Source organism: Cellulomonas sp. T2.31MG-18 (assembly GCF_964266755.1).
Classification (GTDB): Bacteria; Actinomycetota; Actinomycetes; order Actinomycetales; family Cellulomonadaceae; genus Cellulomonas.
Map to the genome: position 1 here is coordinate 778418 of NZ_CAXWGW010000001.1, position 20371 is coordinate 798788.

Annotated in this window: 16 protein-coding genes; 15 read left to right on the forward strand and 1 reads right to left on the reverse strand. The window is 74.0% G+C overall.

Features of this window, described 5'->3' with window-relative positions:
• The first annotated feature begins 15 nt into the window (after nucleotides 1-15).
• From ACFQTY_RS03605 to ACFQTY_RS03630, 6 genes are all read left to right on the forward strand, one after another.
• On the forward strand, nucleotides 16-1332 hold the full coding sequence (locus ACFQTY_RS03605; protein WP_378097397.1) for a TadA family conjugal transfer-associated ATPase: 1317 nt from the start codon (nucleotides 16-18) through the stop codon (nucleotides 1330-1332).
• Nucleotides 1329-2129: a hypothetical protein gene (locus tag ACFQTY_RS03610; RefSeq protein WP_378097400.1), complete on the forward strand. Its 801-nt coding sequence runs from the start codon at nucleotides 1329-1331 to the stop codon at nucleotides 2127-2129. The genes ACFQTY_RS03605 and ACFQTY_RS03610 overlap by 4 nt, the downstream gene beginning before the upstream one ends.
• 176 nt (nucleotides 2130-2305) lie before the next feature.
• Nucleotides 2306-2764, forward strand: a complete 459-nt coding sequence (locus ACFQTY_RS03615; RefSeq protein ID WP_378097403.1) for a type II secretion system F family protein — start codon at nucleotides 2306-2308, stop codon at nucleotides 2762-2764.
• 138 nt (nucleotides 2765-2902) lie between these two features.
• Nucleotides 2903-3262 (forward strand): DUF4244 domain-containing protein, encoded by a 360-nt coding sequence (locus tag ACFQTY_RS03620; RefSeq protein ID WP_378097406.1) that lies wholly within the window; start codon nucleotides 2903-2905, stop codon nucleotides 3260-3262.
• Nucleotides 3263-3381: 119 nt separating this feature from the next.
• The gene (locus ACFQTY_RS03625) at nucleotides 3382-3690 is read left to right on the forward strand and encodes a TadE family type IV pilus minor pilin (RefSeq protein ID WP_378097410.1); all 309 of its coding nucleotides are present in this window, start codon (nucleotides 3382-3384) and stop codon (nucleotides 3688-3690) included.
• Nucleotides 3687-4142, forward strand: a complete 456-nt coding sequence (locus ACFQTY_RS03630; protein ID WP_378097413.1) for an Rv3654c family TadE-like protein — start codon at nucleotides 3687-3689, stop codon at nucleotides 4140-4142. Before ACFQTY_RS03625 ends, ACFQTY_RS03630 begins: the two co-directional genes overlap by 4 nt.
• Before the next feature lie 8 nt (nucleotides 4143-4150).
• On the opposite strand, the gene ACFQTY_RS03635 is transcribed toward ACFQTY_RS03630, so the two are convergent.
• On the reverse strand, nucleotides 4151-6790 hold the full coding sequence (locus ACFQTY_RS03635; RefSeq protein WP_378099089.1) for a DEAD/DEAH box helicase: 2640 nt from the start codon (nucleotides 6788-6790) through the stop codon (nucleotides 4151-4153).
• A gap of 409 nt (nucleotides 6791-7199) precedes the next feature.
• Between ACFQTY_RS03635 and ACFQTY_RS03640 the strand changes: the two genes are divergently transcribed.
• The 9 genes from ACFQTY_RS03640 to ACFQTY_RS03680 all read left to right on the forward strand — a co-directional run bounded on the left by ACFQTY_RS03640 (nucleotide 7200) and on the right by ACFQTY_RS03680 (nucleotide 20288).
• Nucleotides 7200-9074 carry a ribonucleoside triphosphate reductase gene (locus tag ACFQTY_RS03640; RefSeq protein ID WP_378099092.1) on the forward strand — a complete coding sequence of 625 codons (1875 nt, stop codon included), beginning with the start codon at nucleotides 7200-7202 and terminating at the stop codon, nucleotides 9072-9074.
• A complete protein-coding gene (locus ACFQTY_RS03645) occupies nucleotides 9071-9859 on the forward strand; it encodes an anaerobic ribonucleoside-triphosphate reductase activating protein (RefSeq protein ID WP_378097416.1) in 789 nt (262 codons plus the stop codon). The genes ACFQTY_RS03640 and ACFQTY_RS03645 overlap by 4 nt, the downstream gene beginning before the upstream one ends.
• A 252-nt stretch (nucleotides 9860-10111) precedes the next feature.
• The gene (locus tag ACFQTY_RS03650; protein ID WP_378097419.1) at nucleotides 10112-11749 is read left to right on the forward strand and encodes a DUF222 domain-containing protein; all 1638 of its coding nucleotides are present in this window, start codon (nucleotides 10112-10114) and stop codon (nucleotides 11747-11749) included.
• A gap of 276 nt (nucleotides 11750-12025) precedes the next feature.
• Nucleotides 12026-12388, forward strand: a complete 363-nt coding sequence (locus ACFQTY_RS03655; RefSeq protein WP_378097422.1) for an STAS domain-containing protein — start codon at nucleotides 12026-12028, stop codon at nucleotides 12386-12388.
• 329 nt (nucleotides 12389-12717) lie between these two features.
• Nucleotides 12718-15174, forward strand: coding sequence for a sodium-translocating pyrophosphatase (locus tag ACFQTY_RS03660; protein ID WP_378097425.1), 2457 nt, complete (start codon nucleotides 12718-12720; stop codon nucleotides 15172-15174).
• Between the two features lie 32 nt (nucleotides 15175-15206).
• Entirely contained in the window at nucleotides 15207-15980 is a 774-nt protein-coding gene (locus ACFQTY_RS03665) for an endonuclease/exonuclease/phosphatase family protein (protein ID WP_378097428.1), read from the forward strand.
• Entirely contained in the window at nucleotides 15977-17650 is a 1674-nt protein-coding gene (locus ACFQTY_RS03670) for a methyltransferase (protein WP_378097431.1), read from the forward strand. Before ACFQTY_RS03665 ends, ACFQTY_RS03670 begins: the two co-directional genes overlap by 4 nt.
• A gap of 227 nt (nucleotides 17651-17877) precedes the next feature.
• Nucleotides 17878-18894 carry a LacI family DNA-binding transcriptional regulator gene (locus ACFQTY_RS03675; RefSeq protein WP_378099094.1) on the forward strand — a complete coding sequence of 339 codons (1017 nt, stop codon included), beginning with the start codon at nucleotides 17878-17880 and terminating at the stop codon, nucleotides 18892-18894.
• A gap of 62 nt (nucleotides 18895-18956) precedes the next feature.
• Entirely contained in the window at nucleotides 18957-20288 is a 1332-nt protein-coding gene (locus ACFQTY_RS03680; RefSeq protein WP_378097434.1) for an ABC transporter substrate-binding protein, read from the forward strand.
• The last annotated feature ends 83 nt before the right edge of the window (nucleotides 20289-20371 follow it).

Consider the following 20371-nt stretch of genomic DNA (forward strand, 5'->3'; position numbering starts at 1 on the left):
ACGGCCGGTGAGGCGATGAGTGCCGGGCGGCTGGTGGTGGCTCGGGACGCGCTGCCCGGCTCGGCGGGCCGTGGTGCGGCGGTGCTGGCGGGTGATGGCCTGACGGCCCTCGCCGAGCGGGTGCGTGCGCGGCTGCAGGACGGGCTCGGAGCACCTCCGGCCTCCTCGACCTCTGCCGCGTCCGGGCGCCGTGTCGACGGCAGCGTCGGGACGGTGCCGTCGGACGAGCTCCTGGCCGCGCTGGTCGGGGACGCGGTGCACCAGGAGGGCGCCCTGCTCGGCCCGTCCGCCCTGGCCACGGCCGTGCGGGAGGTCCGTGCGGTGCTGTTCGGCGCCGGGCCGCTGCAGCGGTGGCTCGACGACCCGCTGGTCACCGACGTGCTGGTCAACGGACCGGCCGACGTGTGGGTGGAGCGCGCCGGGCGGCTGGTGCGCACCGACGCGAACCTCGGCTCGGTGGCCGACGTGCGGGACCTGGCGGTCCGCCTGGCGGCATCGGGCGGCCAGCGGCTCGACGACGCGACGGCGACGGTCGACGCCCGTCTGCCCGACGGGACGCGGCTGCACGCCGTGCTGCCTCCGCTGGCGGGGCCGTGCACGGTGCTGAGCCTGCGGGTGCTGCGTCGGCAGCCGTTCACGCTGGACGAGCTGGTCGACCGCGGCACCCTGGACCCCGCCGTCGCACCGCTGCTGCAGGCGCTGGTGCACCGGCGGGCCAACCTGCTGCTGTCCGGCCCGACGGGATCCGGCAAGACGACGCTGCTCGCAGCGCTCCTGACGGCCGTCCCGCCGGACCAGCGGATCGTCGTCGTGGAGGAGGCCGGCGAGCTGTGGCCGGACCACCCGCACGTCGTCCACCTCACCACCCGCAACGCCAACGTCGACGGGGCCGGCGCGGTGGACCTCGCGCGGCTCGTCCGGGAGGCGCTGCGGATGCGTCCCGACCGGCTCGTGCTCGGCGAGGCCCGCGGTGCCGAGATCCGGGAGGTGCTCGCGGCCTTGAACACGGGGCACGAGGGCGGTTGCGCGACGCTGCACGCCAACACGGCGGCCGACGTCCCGGCGCGGCTCGAGGCGCTGGCGGCCCTCGCCGGGATGTCGCGGGACGCCCTTGCCGCCCAGGCCGTCAGCGCCGTCGATGCGGTGCTGCACCTGCGCCGGGCCGGCCCCGACCGCGCGCAGCGCCGGCTGAGCGAGATCGGTGTGGTGCGCCGGGCCGACGACGGGTCGCTGGCCGTCGAGACCGCCGTGCGCTGCGGCGGTGGGCGAGCCGTGGAGCGCGGCCCGGCGTGGGACCGCCTCGCGGCACGCCTCGACCGGACCGCATCGTGACGACCGTCCTCGGGCTGCTCGTCGCACTGGCGGTGCTGCTGCTCACGGGACCGCGGGCGCGCCGCGGGCTCCGGACCGGCGCCGAGCAGCGGAGGAGGGTCTCGGCGGGGCCCGGTGCCGTGCCGGAGGGGGCCGGGGCGAGGCCGCCGGCTGCCGGCCGGGAGTGGCGGCCTCCTCCTCCTCCGGTGTCGTCGCAGGCACGAGGGGCGCCCGCCGGCCGGGCCGCACGGCTCGCGTCCCGCCGCGGTGCGCAGACCGGTACGGGGGACCTGGCGGCAGTCGTCACCACCGTCAGCACGCTGCTGCGTGCCGGTGCCCGACCCGCCGACGCGTGGGCGCGGGCGCTCCGCCTGTCCGCCTGCGGTGCCATCCCGACGGTGGACCAGCTCCTGCAGGGTGCGGCGCCCGAGACCCGCGGTCGACGACGTCGCCGGGTGCCGCCCGGTGAACGGGCGCGCGCGCAGGCGGTGGTCGCGGCCGCCGTCGTCGCGCAGCAGCTGGGAGCTCCGCTCGCCGCCGTGCTGGACGAGGTCGCCGCTGCGGTGGTGGCCGACGCGGAGGCCGAGGCGGAGCTCACCGCGGCGCTCGCGGGCCCGCGCGCATCGGTGCGCGTGCTGCTCGGGCTGCCCGTGCTCGGCGTGCTGCTGGGCGCGGCCGCCGGCGCGGACCCCGTCGCCGTGCTGCTCGACGGTCGCCTCGGCACGGCGTCCGGGGTGCTGGGCTGCGGCCTCGCCGCCGGGGGATGGGGCTGGACCAGGCTCCTCGTCGCCCGGGCGCGGAGAGCCGCAGCACCGTGAGCGGCGGCCCCGAGATGGTTGTGGTGCTCGTGGTGCTCGGCAGCGTCCCGTGGTGGTGGTGCGCTCGTGACCGGGTGCGGTCGGTCGGTCGAGGGTCGGGCGCGGTGCGGGAGCACGCCGCCGACCCTGCGCGGCGACGCCCGGGGAGCGGGTCCGGCTGGGCTCGGTGGGGGCCGGTGGGTGCACGGCGCGGGTGGGTGCTGGAGGTCGATCCGGATCCGGCGCTGCTGCTCGACCTGGTCGCAGCCGCGCTGGCGGCGGGTGCGCCGATGCCGCGAGCACTGTCGACCGTCGCCGACGCGCTTCCGGGACGTGTCGGTGCTCCGTTGCGCCGCGCCGCGGGTGCGCTGGCGCTCGGCTCGTCGTGGCACGCCGCGTGGGCGGACGCGCCGCCGGCAGCCCGTGCGGTGGCGGACGCGCTCGAGTCCACGGCGGCGGCCGGGGCGTCACCGGTCCCGCTCCTGCGCGCCGCCGCCGCGGCGTCGCGTCGCCGTCGTCGGGCTGCCGGTCGAGCGGCTGCCGGACGGCTCGGCGTCTGGCTGGTGCTGCCCCTCGGCCTGTGCTTCCTGCCTGCCTTCCTGCTGCTCGGCGTCGTGCCGGTGGTGCTGTCGATCGCGGGCCGGGTGCTCGGGTGACCGTGGACGTCACCCGTCCACAGCCCGGGGCGATCCCGTGGGCGATCCGGACCTTCGGGGGGTGGGGAGTCGCCCGGCGGCGGACCACCAGGCTCGGCCCGCCGGTCACGGGACCGGCCTGGTCGGAAGGAGACGTGGATGGGTGCGGATGTGATCGGTGTGGGCGTGGCCGACGCCGGGGCGACCGGTGCTGACGTGACGAGTGCGGGGCCGGCGCGTGCCGGCGCGACGAGTGCGGGGCCGGCGCGTGCCGGCGCGACGAGCGCGGGCGCGCGGGGCCGCCTCGTCGTCGGACCGCTCAGGGCCTTCGCACGATGGGTCGTCGCGAGGGTGCGCGCGCTGCGGTCGGGTGGGCGGGACGCCGGGATGGCGACCGCGGAGTACGCGATCGCCACGCTGGCCGCGGTCGGGTTCGCCGGGCTGCTGGTGGCGATCCTGCGCAGCGACGAGGTGCGCGGACTGCTGCTCGGCATCGTGCGGCGCGCGCTCTCGTCGTGACGGCGCGTGCTGGTGGCCCGGTGCCACGCCGGGACCGTGCGGTGCGCCGTCCGCACGCGGCCGGCGGTCGTGGGGCAGTCGCCGATCGTGGGCCAGTCAGCGATCGTGGGGCAGTCACCGTGGAGCTCGCCGTCGGTCTGGTCGGTGTGGTGGTGCTCCTCGGGCTGGTGCTGCTCCTCACCACGGCGGCCAGCACCCAGCTGCGGTGCACCGAGGCGGCGCGTGCCGGTGCGCGCAGCGCCGCGCTCGGTGAGGACGATGCCGCCGTGCTGGGCATCGTCCGGCGCTCGGCCGGGGACGGTGCCGGCGTCGCCGTGGTCCGCGCCGACGGGTGGGTGACGGTGACGGTCGACCGGCCTGTGACGGGTGCATGGGGTCTCGGGGGTCTCGAGGCACGGGCGCGCAGCAGCACGCCGGTGGAGCCGTGAGCACGCCACCGAGCCGAGTGCCGCGCGCGCGGCGGCGGCTTCCGCACGGCGACCGTGGGTCCGGAACCGTCCTGGTCCTCGGCGTGGCCGCGGTGGTCGTCCTGGTCGCAGGGTTGCTCGGCGTGCTGGCGGCGTCGTTCCTCGCGCACGCACGTGCGCAGGCGGCTGCGGACCTCGCGGCGCTCGCGGCTGCGGAATGGCTGCAGCGTCAGTCCGTCTTCCCCGACGCCGCCGAACCCGCGTCCGGACCGGCCGGGGGCCCGTGCGTCCTCGCCGCCGCCGTCGCCGAGCGCAACGGCGGCCGCACGACGGGGTGCGAGACGGGCGCGTCCGGGACGGCAGGGTTCGGAACCGTGACCGTGCAGGTGACGGTGGACGGGCCTGCCGGCGCCGCGCGAGCGCGCGCCCGCGCGGGACCGAGCCCGGTTGCGGTCGACCCTCGGGCGCCGTGACCGTGCGGTCAGCTCGGCTGGGACCCCGCTCGATCGACCGTCGACCCCAGGTCGGATGGCGTTCGATCGGCCGTCGAGCTCGGTGCGTGCGCCAGGACCACGTCGAGCAGCCGGATCGCAGCCGCCTTGTCGAGGGGGTCGTTGCCGTTGCCGCACTTGGGCGACTGGACGCAGGCGGGGCACCCGTAGCTGCACGGGCAGGACGCGATCGCATCACGGGTGGCCCGCAGCCAGAAGGCGCCGAGATCGAACCCGCGCTCGGCGAACCCGGCGCCCCCGGGGTACGCGTCGTGCACGAAGACGGTGGCGGTGCCGGTGTCGACGTGCACGGCCGTCGACAGGCCGCCGAGGTCCCAGCGGTCGCACGTCGCCAGCAGGGGCAGCAGGCCGATCGAGGCGTGCTCGGCGGCGTGCAGGGCGCCCGGCGTCTGCTCCAGCGTCACGCCGGCGGCCTCGAGGACCTCCGGCGGTGCGGTCCACCAGACGGCGGTGGTGCGCAGGGTCCGTGCGGGCAGGTCCAGCTCGGACGAGCCGAGCACCTGCAGGTCCGGGACGCGCTTGCGTTGGTAGCCGAGCACCTGGCTGGTCACGTCCACGTCCCCGAAGCCCCACGTCACCGGGCCCCACGCCAGCTCCTGACGGACCTCGCGGATCTGCGTCGTCGTGACCCAGCGGGCCCACGTGCCGTAGTCCACGTCGCGGCGCGTCACCAGGGCGATGCCGTCGTCCAGGGACAGCTCGTCGACGACGAAGGTCGCACCCTGGTGCACGTAGACCGCGCCCTCGTGCACCGTGGAGTCGGCGGACGCGGCATCCACCGTGCCCAGCAGCCGGCCGGTGCCGGACTCGACCACCCGTACCGGGTCACCTCCGGTGCCGCGCAGGTCGGTCAGCCCGCTCGCCGGCTCGGCGTGCGTCCAGTACCACCCGGAGGCTCGGCGGCGGAGGGCGCCCCGCTCCACCAGCTCGTCCAGCAGCGCCGGCGCGGCCGGCCCGAACATCGCCAGCTCGTCCGTGCGCAGCGGCACCTCGGCCGCCGCGGCGCACAGGTGCGGCGCGAGCACGTAGGGGTTGCCCGGGTCGAAGACGGTGGCCTCCACGGGTGCATCGAGCACCGCCTCCGGATGGTGCACCAGATAGGTGTCGAGCGGGTCCTCGCGGGCGACGAACGCGACGAGCCCGTCGGCACCGGCCCGGCCGGCGCGGCCGGCCTGCTGCCACAACGACACGCGGGTGCCGGGCCAGCCGGCGATCAGCACCGCGTCGAGGCCGGAGATGTCCACGCCCAGCTCCAGGGCGTTGGTCGTGGCGAGCCCCCGCAGCTGGCCCGTGCCGATCGCCCGCTCCAGCGCACGCCGCTCCTCGGGGAGGTAGCCGCCGCGGTACGCCGAGACCCGTCCGGCCAGCTCCGGCACGCTGCGCTCCAGGTGGGCGCGTGCTGTGGTGGCCACGGACTCCGCTCCTCGGCGTGAGCGGGTGAACGCGAGGCAGCGGGCACCGGCGGCGACGAGGTCCGCGAGGAGCTCCGCCACCTCGGCGGTCGCCGTGCGCCGAGGCGCGTCGCTGCGCTCCACCACCAGCTGCTCGCCGGTGCCGAGCGGGCCCGACGGCAGGCCGGCGAGCGGCGTCTCTGGTGCGCGCGCCGCCTGCGCCGCCACCGACACCTGCGCCGCCACCGACACCTGCGCCGCCACCGACTCCTGCGCCACGACCCCCGGCGCCGCAACACCCTGCGCCGCCACGACGCCCTGCGCCGCCACCGCCACCGGCAGGGGAGCCGGCACCACGGAGACCTGCGCCCAGGGGTCGTCCTCCGGCAGCAGCGCCGACCACGGTGCATCCGACCCCGGCAGCTCGGGCGGTTCCCACAGCACCACCGTCTTGGTGCCGGCCGGCGACGCGTCGTCGGTGATCGCCCGCACCTCGTCGAGACCCACCCCGATCAACCGTGCGGCGCTCGCCGCCGGGTCCGCGGTGGTGGCGGACGCCATGACGAAGGTCGGGTACGCCCCGTACGCCGCGGCGACCCGGCGCAGCCGGCGCAGCACCAGCCCCACGTGCGCGCCGAACACGCCCCGGAACGCGTGGCACTCGTCGAGCACCACGTACTGCAGCGAGGAGAGCAGGCGCGACCACCGCTGGTGCTGCGGCAGCAGGGTGACGTGCAGCAGGTCGGGGTTGGTCAGCACCACGTCGGCGTACTCGCGCACCCAGCGACGCTCCTCGCGGGAGGTGTCGCCGTCGCACGTCGCGACGCGGACGTCGCGCAGCTCGCCGGCGTGCAGCAGCCGTTCGAGCCCGGCGAGCTGGTCGGCGGCCAGCGCCTTGGTCGGGCACAGGTAGAGGGTCGTGGCGCGTCGGCGGACGGTCTCGATCCGGCCTCGGCCGGCACCCGTCGCGGCGTCCGTGCCCGCGCGGCGCACGGCGCTGAGCGCGGGCAGCCAGAACGCCAGGGACTTGCCCGAGCCGGTGGAGGTGGCGAGCACGGTGTGGGTGCCGGACCACGCAGCGTCCGCCGCCTCGGCCTGGTGCGCCCACGGCGCCTCGACCCCGAGCCGCCGGTAGCCGGTGACCAGCGCCGAGTCGGCCCAGGCCGGCCAGTCGACGGTGCGGCCGGGCCGGCTCGGAAGGTGCCGGACGTGCGTCATCCGGTCCGCTCGGCGGCCTCCCGCGAGCAGCACGTCGAGCAGCTCGCCGGTCCCCACCTGTTCATGGTCGCACCCGCGCGCGGTGCTCTCGGCGGGCGCCAAGATCACCCGCGTTCCGGGACGTTGGTCCTGGGCCTGCGGCGCGCGCCGGGCGTTGAACGGAGTGTCGTTGTGGCACATGTGGGCGTGTCGGGCGAGTCGGACCACAACATCTTGTGTCGGGTGCGCTCGGATAGGGCTCCACCCGGACCGCGGGTGACGCAGGCTCAGGAGGGCGCAGATGTCGGTGCAGGAGTCGTCGCAGCACGCGACGCAGGGGTCGGAGCTCGGTGCAGAGCTTCAGCAGCAGGTCGAGGCGCAGCGTGGGACGACGACGTCCACCGTGCCGCAGCAGCCGGCCGCGCCGGTGATGGTCGAGGTCGGCTCGTCCATCGAGGAGTACCTGGACCGCAGCGACTGGCGGGTCAACGCCAACGCGAACCAGGGGTACTCCCTGGGCGGTCTGATCCTCAACACCGCCGGCAAGATGGTCGCCAACTACTGGCTGTCCCACGTGTACCCGGCCGAGATCGGCACGGCCCACCGCGAGGGTGACATCCACATCCACGACCTCGACATGCTGAGCGGCTACTGCGCGGGCTGGTCGCTGCGCACGCTGCTGCAGGAGGGCCTCAACGGCGTGCCGGGCAAGGTCGAGGCGACCGGCCCCAAGCACTTCTCGTCGGCCATCGGCCAGATCGTCAACTTCCTCGGCACCATGCAGAACGAGTGGGCCGGCGCCCAGGCCTTCAGCTCGTTCGACACGTACATGGCGCCGTTCGTGCGGCTGGACCAGCTGACCTACGAGCAGGTGCGGCAGGGCATCCAGGAGCTGATCTACAACCTCAACGTGCCGAGCCGGTGGGGCACGCAGACGCCCTTCACCAACCTGACGTTCGACTGGACGTGCCCGGAGGACCTGAAGGAGCAGGTGCCGTTCGTGGGCGACGAGCCGTGCGACTTCACGTACGGCGAGCTGCAGGTCGAGATGGACCTGATCAACCGGGCGTACATGGAGGTGATGACGGCCGGCGACGCGTCGGGCCGCGTGTTCACGTTCCCGATCCCCACGTACAACATCACCAAGGACTTCCCGTGGGAGTCGGAGAACGCCGAGCGGCTGTTCGCCATGACGGCGAAGTACGGGCTGCCCTACTTCCAGAACTTCATCAACTCGGACATGAACCCCGGCGACGTCCGGTCCATGTGCTGCCGCCTGCAGCTGGACCTGCGCGAGCTGCTCAAGCGGGGCAACGGCCTGTTCGGCTCCGCGGAGCAGACCGGCTCCGTCGGCGTCGTGACGGTCAACATGGCGCGTCTGGGCTTCCTCTTCCCGGGCGACGAGGCGGGCCTGACAACGGCGCTCGACCGGCTGCTGGAGCTGGCTCGCACGTCGCTCGAGCTCAAGCGCGACGTGATCGGGCGGCTGCTCGAGGAGGGCCTGTTCCCTTACACCAAGCGGTACCTCGGCTCGCTGGAGAACCACTTCTCCACGATCGGCGTCAACGGGATCAACGAGATGATCCGCAACTTCACCGGTGACGAGTACGACCTCACCGACCCGCGTGGCCACCAGCTGGCGCTGCGCATCCTGGACCACGTGCGCGGCCGGATGGTCGAGTTCCAGGAGGAGACGGGTCACCTGTACAACCTCGAGGCGACGCCCGCCGAGGGGACGACGTACCGGTTCGCCAAGGAGGACCGCAAGCGGTTCGCCGGCATCCTGCAGGCCGGCACGGACGCCAACCCGTACTACACCAACTCCTCGCAGCTGCCGGTGGGCTTCACCGACGACCCGTTCGAGGCGCTGGCCCGGCAGGACGAGCTGCAGACCCGGTACACCGGCGGCACCGTGCTGCACCTGTACATGTCGGAGCGGATCAGCACCGCGGACGCCTGCCGGGAGCTGGTGAAGCGGTCGCTGTCGAGCTTCCGCCTGCCGTACCTGACCATCACGCCGACCTTCTCCATCTGCCCGAACCACGGCTACCTCGCCGGCGAGCACCACACGTGCCCGCGCTGCGCGGAGGCGCACCCGGACGCCGCGCCGGTGGAGTGCGAGGTGTGGACGCGCGTCATGGGGTACTTCCGGCCCGTGAGCTCGTTCAACGTCGGCAAGAAGGGTGAGCAGGCGGAGCGGGTCTCGTTCGAGGAGCGGGTCGCGTTCGGTGCGGACCCCGGCATGCACGCGTACGCGCACGACGAGATCGTCGGCGCAAACGAGCCCGTCGCGGTGGGTGCATGACGATGACGACGACCGGGCCGACGACGGGGCGCGCTGCCTCGTCGTCGGCCCGTGCCGGCTCGCCGTCGCAGGCGCCGCAGACCGGGTCGGGTCGATCGACGGCACTCGCCGGCTCGCAGGCCCGTGGCGCCGCCGCCGACGACCTGCAGATCGCCGGTCTCGTGTCGCTCTCCACCGTCGACTGGCCCGGGCACCTGGTCGCCACCGCGTTCCTGCAGGGCTGCCCGTGGCGGTGCACCTACTGCCACAACAGCGCGATCCTCGATCCCCGGACACCCGGCGTGGTCCCGTGGCAGGCCGTCCGCGACCTGCTCGCGCGACGCCGGGGGCTCCTGGACGGCGTGGTCTTCTCGGGCGGCGAGCCCACCCGGCAGGCCGGGCTGGTGGCCGCGATGCGTGAGGTGAAGGAGGCAGGCTTCCTCGTCGGGCTCCACACCGGCGGTGCCTACCCACGTCGGCTCCGGCAGCTGCTGCCCCTGGTGGACTGGGTGGGGCTCGACATCAAGGCGCCGGCGCGGCTCTACCGCGAGATCACGCGTACCGGCGGGCCGACGACGAGCGCCGACCAGGCGTTCTCCTCTCTCGAGCTGGTGCTCGCGTCCGGTGTGGACGTGCAGGTGCGCACCACGGTGGATCCGACGGTGATGTCCGACGACGACGTCGCCGAGCTGACTGCCGTGCTCGCGGAGCGGGGGGTCCGCGAGCACGTGCTGCAGACCGTACGAGCGGACGGCACCACCGAGGAGTACCGGGCTGCGCTGGCGGCGGTCCGGGCTGCTGGCTGACGGGGCTGTGGTCGGCTCGGCCTGACGTGACCTGACCCCACCCGACTTGAGCTGACCCGACCTGACCGGGCGGCTCGGATCGGCACCTCTGACCGGTGCCTCAGCCCGCGGTGGTCTGCGAGGGCCCGCGTGGTGTGGTGTCGGCCGACCATGGACGCCACTGCCGACCTCCCGGTCCCGCACCACGGCCACCCTGAGCGCGTGGCGCCCGGTTTGGGGTGCTATGTCGGTGGGCGGTGGTGGGATCTCCCCATGGATGACGGGCGGTCGGCACCGGTGGGGACGCTCCTCGCCGTGCCCGCCGTGCCCGCCGTGCCCGCCGTGCCCGCCGTGCTGGCCACGCCCGCCGTTCGTGGCGCTGCGTTGTCTCAGGGCGATCGGCCCGTCCGTCCGGGAGCTACCGCCGGCGCCACCGTGCTCGCGGACGGGGACGACCGCGATCCCGTCGACGACGTGATCTCGGCCGTCTCGGCTGCGGACCGCCTGGTGAACCGCATCTCCGCCTGGCGTGACGGTCTTGTCGTCGAGGCGTTCCGGAGCGGCGCCGCCATCCGTCGGGCCGAGCTGCCGGCCAGCTTGTCCGACAACGTCGCCTGGGAGTGGGCCCGGACCGACATGATCGCGGAGCTTGCGCTCGCTCTTCGTCTGCCGGAGTCGACCGTCGCATCCCGCGTGCGCCGAACGGCCGTGCTGACCAGGTGCTTCCCGCGCCTCGCGGAGGCGCACGGCGACGGTGAGGTCTCCCGGTGGCACGTCGACGTGATGCTCGAGCTGTTCGAGCGGTATCCGGAGGAGGTGCGCTCAGCGGCGGACGAGACGCTGACCCCGCGGGCCGTGGTGCTGGACCCGTCCCGGTTCCGCTCCGTGGCCCGTCGGTGGCGTGCGCGGCACGCCGGTCCGGTGACGCCGGAGGCGCGCCGCGCCGCCGTCGCGGACCGGCACGTCACCGTGACACCGGCTGACGACCACCTCGCGTGGCTCAGCGCACTGCTGCCCGCCGAGCAGGCCTATGCGGCGTTCCACCGCATCTCCGACCTCGCCGCGGAGGTCCAGGGTCCGGATGACGAGCGCTCGCTCCCGCAGCTGCGCGCGGACGTGATGTCCGCGCTCCTCATCGACCCGGACGCCTCGGACGCCATCCGGCCGGTCGCGGCCGTTCCGCGACGGCTGTCGGAGGAGGACCAGCGGCACCCCAGCCGGGCCGACGGACGCGACGATCAGAGCGACGCCGACCACGTGGACGCCGAGCTGAGCGGGCTCGGCAGGTCCCTCCCCGACGGGGCGCGAGGAATCCGGGCGACCGTGGTGCTCACGGTGCCGGTTCTGACGCTGCTCGGACACGATGACGAGCCGGCCGTGCTCGAGGGCCACGGGCCGATCGACATCGAGACGGCTCGTCGTCTGGCGGCGGACGCGCCGTCGTTCATCAGGGTGCTCACCGACCCGCACACCGGGGCGGTGCTCTCCGTCGGTCGCCGTCGGTACGCGGTCCCGGCGGATCTCCGTACCGCCCTGGCGGTGCGGGACGTCACCTGTCGGTTCCCCGGCTGCGCGCGCCGGGCCGCGCGCTGCGACGTCGACCACTCGACGGCATGGGTGGCCGGCGGCGCGACGGAAGCCGACAACCTCGCCCATCTGTGCCGCAAGCACCACCGGCTCAAGCACCTGGGTGGATGGCACGTGACGCACCGGCGCGGTGGTGAGCTCGTCTGGCAGACGCCGTCGGGGCGCCGGTACCACGACGAGCCGGCTGTCCGTCTCGACACCGGGCCGCCGTCGTCGACCACCGCCCGTGCCCCAGCGGATGCCTTCGCTCGTGACTCCGTTCGTTCGACAGTTCCAGCTGGGCACCGTGCTGCTGCTGCCTACCCGCTGGTCCCACCCTTCTGACCCCGCGCTCCCGGTGTGCCGACGCGCCTCCGTGCGCTGCGAGTGTGTGCCGCGCCCTGTGGAGGCTGCGCGACGCCCTGCGATGCTGTGCGCGGTACCGCACCGCGGCCGGGACGCTGCGTGGGTGTGCGGCAACCTCACGGGGGCTGCGCGAGGTGCCCCCAGCTGCGAGCGGCGATGTGCGGTGTCCGAGGCACCTGGTGACGAGCGCCACGGTCGCTGTTGTGGCTCCTGCTCGGCGCGGATGCTTCAATTCCGGTGTCGTGCCGAGCGGACGTGGAGGGGCAGGCCGTGGCGCTGCGTGTGGTGAGCCGTGAGGTCGGCCAGCAGACGGTGGTCGAGGTCGACGGCGAGATCGACGTCGCCACCGCCGACACGCTGCGGGAGCGCCTGAACGCCCTGATCGACCGGCAGCAGGTCGACCTGGTTGTCGACCTCCGGGGTGTCAGCTTCATGGACTCGACAGGTCTGGGCCTGCTGGTGGGCACGCTCAAGCGGGTGCGAACCGCAGGTGGCCGGCTGCAGCTGGTCGTCGACTCGGAGCGGTTGCTCATGGTGTTCCGGATCACGGCGCTGGAGCAGGTGTTCACCATCCGCCCCTCCCTGGACGACGCGCTGGTCGAGGAGCCGACGCACTGACGTCGGAGGTCGGCCGCGGCCCGTCCGCGGTCGAGACCGACGGCCGGCGCGCACGAGCGCCCTCCGCCTCGGGGAAGCGGCCCCGGTCCACGGCACCGTCGCGGGGGCCGTGCGCAGCGGCGGCCAGCGCATGACCATCGACCTATCGCCCACGGAGATGGCCCGGTCGACGGCACCGTGCCGTGCTGAGGGACCAGAGCCCGGACACCTCTTGTTCGGCCCTCGGTAGGACCAAGGTCACACTCCCTGGCTAGACTGCCCGGATTCCCGGCGACGGTGCCGAGGAACGACTCGGCCGAGAGCCGTGCGACGTCCTTGGGGGAGGATCCATGCTGCAGCTCGGCACCACGAGCCTGGTGATCGTCGGATGCATCGCCGCCGTGGCGGTGGCTGCCCTGGCGGTCGCTGCGGTGCTGGCCCGTCAGGTGCTGGCCGCGGGCGAGGGAACCGTCCGCATGCAGGACATCGCGCACGCGGTGCAGGAGGGCGCCTCGGCGTTCCTCCGGCGGCAGTTCCGCACGCTCGCCCTGTTCGCCGTGGTGGTCGTCGCGCTGCTGCTGCTGCTCCCCGGAGACGGTGGCGTCAAGCTGGGGCGCAGCATCTTCTTCCTGTTCGGAGCGGGTTTCTCCGCATCGATCGGGTTCCTCGGCATGTGGCTGGCCACCCGCGCCAACCTGCGTGTCGCGGCGGCGGCCTCCGGGCCCGACGGACGGGCGGCGGGTGCCCGCATCGCCTTCCGGACGGGCGGCGTGGTGGGCATGTCGGTCGTCGGGCTCGGGCTGCTCGGCGCGTCCGCCGTCGTCCTCGTCTACCGGGGCAACGCACCCGCGGTGCTCGAGGGGTTCGGCTTCGGCGCCGCGCTGCTCGCAATGTTCATGCGGGTGGGCGGCGGCATCTTCACCAAGGCGGCCGACGTCGGCGCCGACCTGGTCGGCAAGGTGGAGCAGGGCATCCCGGAGGACGACCCCCGCAACGCCGCGACCATCGCCGACAACGTGGGCGACAACGTCGGCGACTGCGCCGGCATGGCGGCCGACCTGTTCGAGTCGTACGCCGTGACGCTGGTCGCCGCGCTGATCCTCGGCAAGGCGGCGTTCGGCGAGCACGGCATGGTGTTCCCCCTGCTGGTCACCGCGGTCGGTGCCCTCGTCGCGGCCCTCGGCGTGTTCATCACGCGCGTCCGTGGCCAGGAGTCCGGCCTGCAGGCGATCAACCGCGGCTTCTACACGTCAGCGCTGCTCGGGGTGGTGCTGGCCACCGTCGCGGCCTTCGTCTACCTGCCGTCGTCGTTCGCGGCCTTCACCGACGGCACCGCCGGGCTGCAGACCCACCACGGCGACCCGCGCCTGATCGCATCGGTCGCGGTGCTGGTCGGCGTGGTGCTGGCCGGCGTGATCCTCTGGGTGACCGGCTACTTCACCAACACCACCAGCAACCCGACCCTGCACGTCGCCCGGACCACGCTGACCGGTGCCGCCACCGTGGTGCTGTCGGGCATCGGCGTCGGTTTCGAGTCCGCCGTCTACACCGCGGGCATCATCGCCGCGGCGATCTGCGCCGTGTTCCTGGTGGCGGGCGGGTCGATCCCGCTGGCCCTGTTCCTCATCGCGCTGGCGGGCTGCGGACTGCTGACCACGGTCGGCGTGATCGTCGCGATGGACACGTTCGGGCCGGTCAGCGACAACGCCCAGGGCATCGCGGAGATGTCGGGCGACGTCACCGAGGAGGGTGCGCGCATCCTCACGGACCTCGACGCCGTCGGGAACACCACCAAGGCCGTGACCAAGGGCATCGCGATCGCCACCGCCGTGCTGGCGGCGACCGCCCTGTTCGGCTCCTACGCCGACGCGGTGCGCACCTCGCTGGCCGGGGTCAGCGGTCGGCTGGGCGACGACCTGGTCACCGCGATGATGGACTACCAGATCATCAGCCCGATCACGCTGGTGGGCCTGATCCTCGGCGGCGCCACGGTGTTCCTGTTCTCCGGGCTGGCGATCGACGCCGTCACCCGCGCCGCCGGCGCGATCGTGTTCGAGGTGCGCCGCCAGTTCCGCGAGCACCCCGGCATCATGAACGGCACCGAGCGGCCCGAGTACGGCCGGGTGGTGGACATCTGCACGCGCGACTCGCTGCGGGAGCTCGCCACCCCGGGCCTGCTGGCGGCGTTCGCGCCGATCGCCGTCGGGTTCGGGCTCGGAATCGGCCCGCTCGCCGGGTTCCTCGCCGGGGCGATCGGTGCCGGCGTGCTCATGGCCGTGTTCCTCGCCAACAGCGGTGGCACCTGGGACAACGCGAAGAAGATCGTCGAGGACGGGCACTACGGCGGCAAGGGGTCAGCGGCGCACGCCGCAGCCGTGATCGGCGACACCGTCGGCGACCCGTTCAAGGACACCGCCGGCCCGGCGATCAACCCGCTGATCAAGGTGATGAACCTGGTGGCGCTGCTGGTCGCACCGGCGGTCGTGTCCGTGTCGGCCGGGGCCGGCGCCAACCACGCGCTGCGCCTGGTGATCGCCCTGCTGGCCGCGGGGGTCGCGTTCGGGGCCGTGATCGTGTCCCGGCTCCGGGCGGCGCGGGTGGACCGCGAGTCGGTCGCCGCGGCGTCGGCGGAGGGACGGCGCGCGTCCGGCGGGTCGCCGGACCCGGAGGTGCTCGAGGCGGAGCTCGAGTTCGACGAGACGGACGAGTTCTCGGACGCCGAGCTCGCCGCCGACCTGCCTGACCAGGACCTGGACGACGACAGCCTCGCCGACTCGGCACCGCGGGGACCGCGCCCGCGGGAGTGAGGGAGCCCTCCGCAGTGAGGGAGCCCGCGCGAGTGCCGGAGCCCGAGCGAGCGCCCGAGCCCCTCGGGGTGCCGGCGCCCGCGGCCGGGACCCAGCCCGCCGAGGCAAACCGGCCGCTGCGGGTGATGACGTGGAACCTGCACGCCCTCGGCACTCCCTGGCTGACCACCCGACGGTGCGTCGACGCCGTCGTCGGCGTGCTGCGGGACACCCTTCCGGACGTCGTCGGCGTCCAGGAACGTCCCCTCGGCCCGCTCGGCCGGTGGCGCCTGCGCCGCGTCGCCCGGCGTGCGGGGCTCCGCGTGGTCGTCGGCGGTGGCGCCTCCCGGACCACCGCCCTGCTGGTGCGCGCGGACGTGCCGTCCGACCAGGTGGCGGCTTACCGGCTGCCCTGGGAGCTGCCGCGCACCCGCCGCGGTGCCAGCACCGCGCGCGTGCTGGCGGGCGGTGAGAAGGTCCGGGTGGTCGTCGTCCACCTCGGCCTGGACGCGGGCGAGCGGGAACGGCACCTGCGCCTGCTGCTCGACCGGCTGCCCCGCACCGAGCCGTGGGTGGTGCTGGCGGACGTCAACGAGGTGCCGGACCAGCCGTCGTGGCGCACGCTGCTCGCCCAGGGGCTGACCGATGCGGCCGCGGACACCGGTCCGACGTTCCCGGCGTCCGCTCCGGCCCAGCGGATCGACGCCGTGCTGGTCGGCTACCGTCTGCGCGTGACAGCCGCCCGTGTGCTCGACGTCCCGGCGGCCCGCGCCGCCAGCGACCACCTGCCGGTGGTCGTCGACCTCGTGGCGGGGGAGGAGCGGTGACGTCGTCCGCCACGACGCCGGACGACCGCACGCCGCATCGCGTCCCCGTCGTCGACGAGGCGGCGGTCGCCGCCCTCCGTGCGGACCTTGCCGCCTTCACCGTCGACGCCGTCGAGGCTCTGCTCGGCCCTGTCGCCTCGGCGGCGCTGCAGCGCGGTGAGCCGACCCCGGCACTGCGGGCGACCGCCGGCCCCGACGTCCCGCCCGTCGCGACGCTGGTGCGGGCCTTCCTCCTCGGCGAGGTGGTGACCAGGGCAGACCTCGACCGCGCGCTGCCGACCGCCGGCGCGGCCGGTGCGCTGGCGCTCGGGCTCGTCGCCCGGGCCGACGACGTGCACGAGCGCGAAGCGGCGGCGCTCGGCCGTGACGGGCGCGAGTCGGCACCGTCGGACGCGGCGCCGCCGGCGTCAGCGCACGGCTCGTCTCGGCCGGAAGGGCTCCGCCCCCTCGTCGACCTGCGCCCGTGGACGGCGGTCGACGGTGCCGACGAGACGACGTGGTGGGTCGCCTCCGACCTCGGCGAGCTGGCGACCGGCGGTCCGCTGGGCACCGACCACGTGCTGGGCATCGGCGGTGCGTCGGTGACGCTCGCCGCCGCCACGGTCCCCACGCGGCTCGACCGGGTGCTGGACCTCGGTACCGGCTGCGGCGTGCAGGCGCTGCACGCCTCGCGGCACGCGCGGCACGTGACCGCGACGGACGTGTCCGACCGGGCGCTGGCGTTCGCGGCGTTCAACCTCGCGCTGGCCGGTCTCGACCCGTCCCGGGTGGACCTGCGCCGCGGCTCGCTGCTCGAGCCGGTCGCCGGCGAGGTGTTCGACCTGGTGGTGAGCAACCCGCCGTTCGTCATCACGCCGCGCATGCCGGACGTGCCCGTGTACGAGTACCGCGACGGCGGTCGCGCCGGCGACTCCCTGGTCGAGGAGCTGGTCACCGGGGTCGGCAGCGTGCTGGCGCCCGGCGGCGTCGCCCAGCTGCTGGCCAACTGGGAGGTGCACGGGCAGGCCGACTGGACCGAGCGGATCGGTGCCTGGGTGGACGCCTCGGGCCTGGACGCGTGGGTGGTGCAGCGCGAGCTGCTCGACCCGGCCCAGTACGCCGAGACCTGGATCCGCGACGCCGGCACCACGGCCGCGGCCGACCGGATCGCGTGGCGGTCGCTGTACGGCGCCTGGCTCGACGACCTGGCGTCCCGGGACGTCACGGCGATCGGCTTCGGCATCGTGACCCTGCGCCGGCCGTCGGCGGCCGACGAGCACCGGCCCCGGCTCCGCCGGCTCGAGGAGCTGACCAACGCTCTGCCGGGCCCCGTCGGTCCGGCCGTCGCCGCCGGCCTGGCCGCCCAAGACTGGCTCGCCGCCCGCGACGACGAGGCGTTCGTCGCGGAGCACCTCGTCGTCGCCCCCGACGTCACCGAGGAGCGGCACCTGGTGCCGGGGGAGTCCGACCCCCGCGTGGTGCTGCTACGGCAGGGCGGCGGGTTCGGTCGCGCGGTGCAGGTGGGCACGGCCGTGGCCGGGCTGGTGGGGGCGTGCGACGGCGAGCTCAGCGTCGGCACGCTGGTGGGAGCGCTGGGAGCGCTGCTGGACCGGTCCGCGGAGGACGTCGCCCGAGAGGTGCTGCCGACCGCTCGCGGCCTGGTGGCCGACGGGTTCCTGCTGCCTGCCTGAGCGGCAGGGCGCCGGCGCGGGTCCGCGTCGCGACGCCCGCCGGCCACGCACCCCGGGGGCCCGGGCCGTCCGGACACCCGAGCGCCCTCTGGACGCTCGTCCAGTCACCGACTGTCTCGATCAGGTCACGGGTTTGTTCGCGCGCTTGACGTTATCTGCCTCGCCGCGCATTCTTGTCGAAGCGCTTCGCGGAAGCGCTTCGAACGAAGGGGTTCGCCGTGGCGACGATGCAGGACGTGGCCGATCTGGCCCATGTCTCGCTGAGCACCGTGTCGTACACGCTCACGGGCAAGCGCCCCGTCTCGGCCGCAACCCGCGCCCGCGTCGAGCAGGCGATGGCCCAGCTCGACTTCCGCCGTGACCCCGTCGCCCGCGCGCTCGCCTCGCGCCGCACCCATGTGCTCGCCCTCGCCTACCCGGTGTACGGGGTCTCGCTCGGCGCCACCCTGAACGAGATCGTCCAGGGGGCCGTCGAGGCGGCCCGCGAGGCGGAGTACGAGCTGGTGCTGTGGCCGGTCAGCAGCAGCGAGCCCGAGGTGCTGCGGGAGCTCGCGGCGGGCCGCACCGCCGACGGTGTGCTGCTGATGGAGGTCGCTCTGGACGACCCTCGTATCGAGGCCGTCGAGAGCCAGGGCCTCGCGTGCGCGCTGATCGGTCGCTCGGCCGACCCGGCCGACCGGGTGTGGGTCGACATCGACTTCGAGGAGAGCCTCAAGGTGGCGGTGGACCACCTGGCAGGCCAGGGCCACACGCACATCGCGTTCGTCAACCGCTCGCAGGCGGACCTCGACGCCGGCTACGGCCCGTCGGTCCGGGCGCTGCGCGCCTACGAGGAGTCGATGGCGCAGCGCGGGCTTGCACCGGTGAGCACGCCGTGCGACGTCAACCCGGGGGCCGGTCGTCGAGCCACCACCGCCCTGCTCGCCGAGCACCCCGAGCTGACCGCCGTGATCGTGATGAACGAGCTTGCGCTGTTCGGCGTCGCCTCCGCCCTGCGCGAGGCCGGGCGCTCCGTCCCCCGTGACGTGTCCGTGGTGGGTATCGCCATCTCCGGCGAGATCAGCGACATGTACGACCACCCGCTCACCTATCTCGCCGCACCGGGCCCTGACCAGGGCCGACGTGCGGTGCACGGCCTGCTCGAGGTCCTCGACGGCCGCCCAGCCCCGGCCGGGGTCAACCTGCCCTGCACCTTGCAGGTCCGGGAGACGTCCGGTCCGGTCACCCGGCTCACCACCCCCTGACGAGCCGCACCGCTCCATCCCACCCGCTGCTCGATGCCGAGCCGCACGACGGAAGGAAAGTCATGATCCGTTCGACCCGCCTGAAGGTGGTCGCCGCGACCGCCCTCGCGGCCCTCTCCCTGGCCGCCTGCTCGTCCGGGGGCAGCTCGTCCTCCAGCTCGAGCGCCGCCGCCGGTGGCACCGCCAACCCGACCACCCTCACGTTCTGGCACTACGAGGGCGACGACTCGGCGATGACGCAGGGCTGGAACGCCGCCATCAAGGAGTTCGAGGCGGCCAACCCTGGCGTCACCGTCAAGGTCGAGAAGCAGACGTTCGAGCAGCTGCAGAAGAACGCCAAGATCGTGCTGGCCGGCAACGACGTGCCGGACGTCATGGAGTACAACAAGGGCAACGCGACCGCCGGCCAGCTGGCCTCGCAGGGCCTGCTCACCGACCTGAGCGCCGACGCCACGAAGTACGGCTGGGACTCCAAGCTCTCGTCGTCCGTGCAGACCACCGCCAAGTACGACGAGAACGGGCTGATGGGCTCCGGCAAGTGGTACGGCGTCCCCAGCTACGGCGAGTACGTCACCGTCTTCTACAACAAGGACATGTTCGACAAGTACGGGATCTCCGTGCCGACGACCTTCGCCGACTTCGAGAAGGCCCTGGCGACGTTCAAGCAGAACGGTGTGACCCCGCTGGCCGAGGCCGGCGCCGAGTACCCGCTCGGCCAGCTGTGGTACGAGCTGGTGCTGAACAAGGCCGACCGTTCCTTCGTCGACAACTTCGAGCTGTTCAAGGGCAACGTGGACTTCACGTCCGGCCCGCTGCTGGACGGCACCAACACCCTCGCCGACTGGGTGTCCAAGGGCTACGTCTCCAAGGACTCCTCCGGTCTGAAGGCCGAGGACATGGGCACCGCGTTCATCGCCGGCAAGTACCCGATCATGGTCTCCGGCTCGTGGTGGTTCGGCCGCCTGAACAAGGAGGTCACCTCCTTCAAGCTCGGCCAGTTCACCTTCCCCGGCAACAAGCTGAACCCGGGCTCGTCGGGCAACCTGCTGGTGATCCCGAAGAACTCGAAGAACGCCGCGCTCGCCGCCAAGTTCATCGACGCAACGCTGGGCAAGACCTCGCAGGACACCATGGCCAAGCTCGGTGGTCTGCCGGTCGCCGGTGACTCGTCCGTGATCACGGACCCGAACACCAAGACCCTGCAGGACAACTTCGACTCCGTGGTGAAGAGCGACGGTCTCGCGTTCTACCCCGACTGGCCGGTCGCCGGCTTCTACGACCAGCTGGTCAGCTTCGGCCAGACGGTGGTCAACGGCTCGAAGGCCCCGGCCGACGCGCTGAAGGACCTCGGCACGTTCTACGACTCCGGTCGCAAGGACCTGACCGGCAAGTGAGGTGACCTCGTCGGGCCCCGGACGGAACCCGGGGCCCGACGAGGAGCCCACCTGCGCTGACACACCCGACGACCCGGACCAGG

Coding starts and splice junctions, on each gene's coding strand:
- ACFQTY_RS03605 (WP_378097397.1), top strand. CDS start 16: ATGAGTGCCGGGCGGCTGGTGGTGGCTCGGGACGCGCTGCCCGGCTCG.
- ACFQTY_RS03680 (WP_378097434.1), top strand. CDS start 18,957: ATGATCCGTTCGACCCGCCTGAAGGTGGTCGCCGCGACCGCCCTCGCG.
- ACFQTY_RS03640 (WP_378099092.1), top strand. CDS start 7,200: ATGGTCGAGGTCGGCTCGTCCATCGAGGAGTACCTGGACCGCAGCGAC.
- ACFQTY_RS03650 (WP_378097419.1), top strand. CDS start 10,112: ATGGATGACGGGCGGTCGGCACCGGTGGGGACGCTCCTCGCCGTGCCC.
- ACFQTY_RS03620 (WP_378097406.1), top strand. CDS start 2,903: ATGGGTGCGGATGTGATCGGTGTGGGCGTGGCCGACGCCGGGGCGACC.
- ACFQTY_RS03645 (WP_378097416.1), top strand. CDS start 9,071: ATGACGATGACGACGACCGGGCCGACGACGGGGCGCGCTGCCTCGTCG.
- ACFQTY_RS03660 (WP_378097425.1), top strand. CDS start 12,718: ATGCTGCAGCTCGGCACCACGAGCCTGGTGATCGTCGGATGCATCGCC.
- ACFQTY_RS03635 (WP_378099089.1), bottom strand. CDS start 6,790: ATGACGCACGTCCGGCACCTTCCGAGCCGGCCCGGCCGCACCGTCGAC.
- ACFQTY_RS03675 (WP_378099094.1), top strand. CDS start 17,878: ATGCAGGACGTGGCCGATCTGGCCCATGTCTCGCTGAGCACCGTGTCG.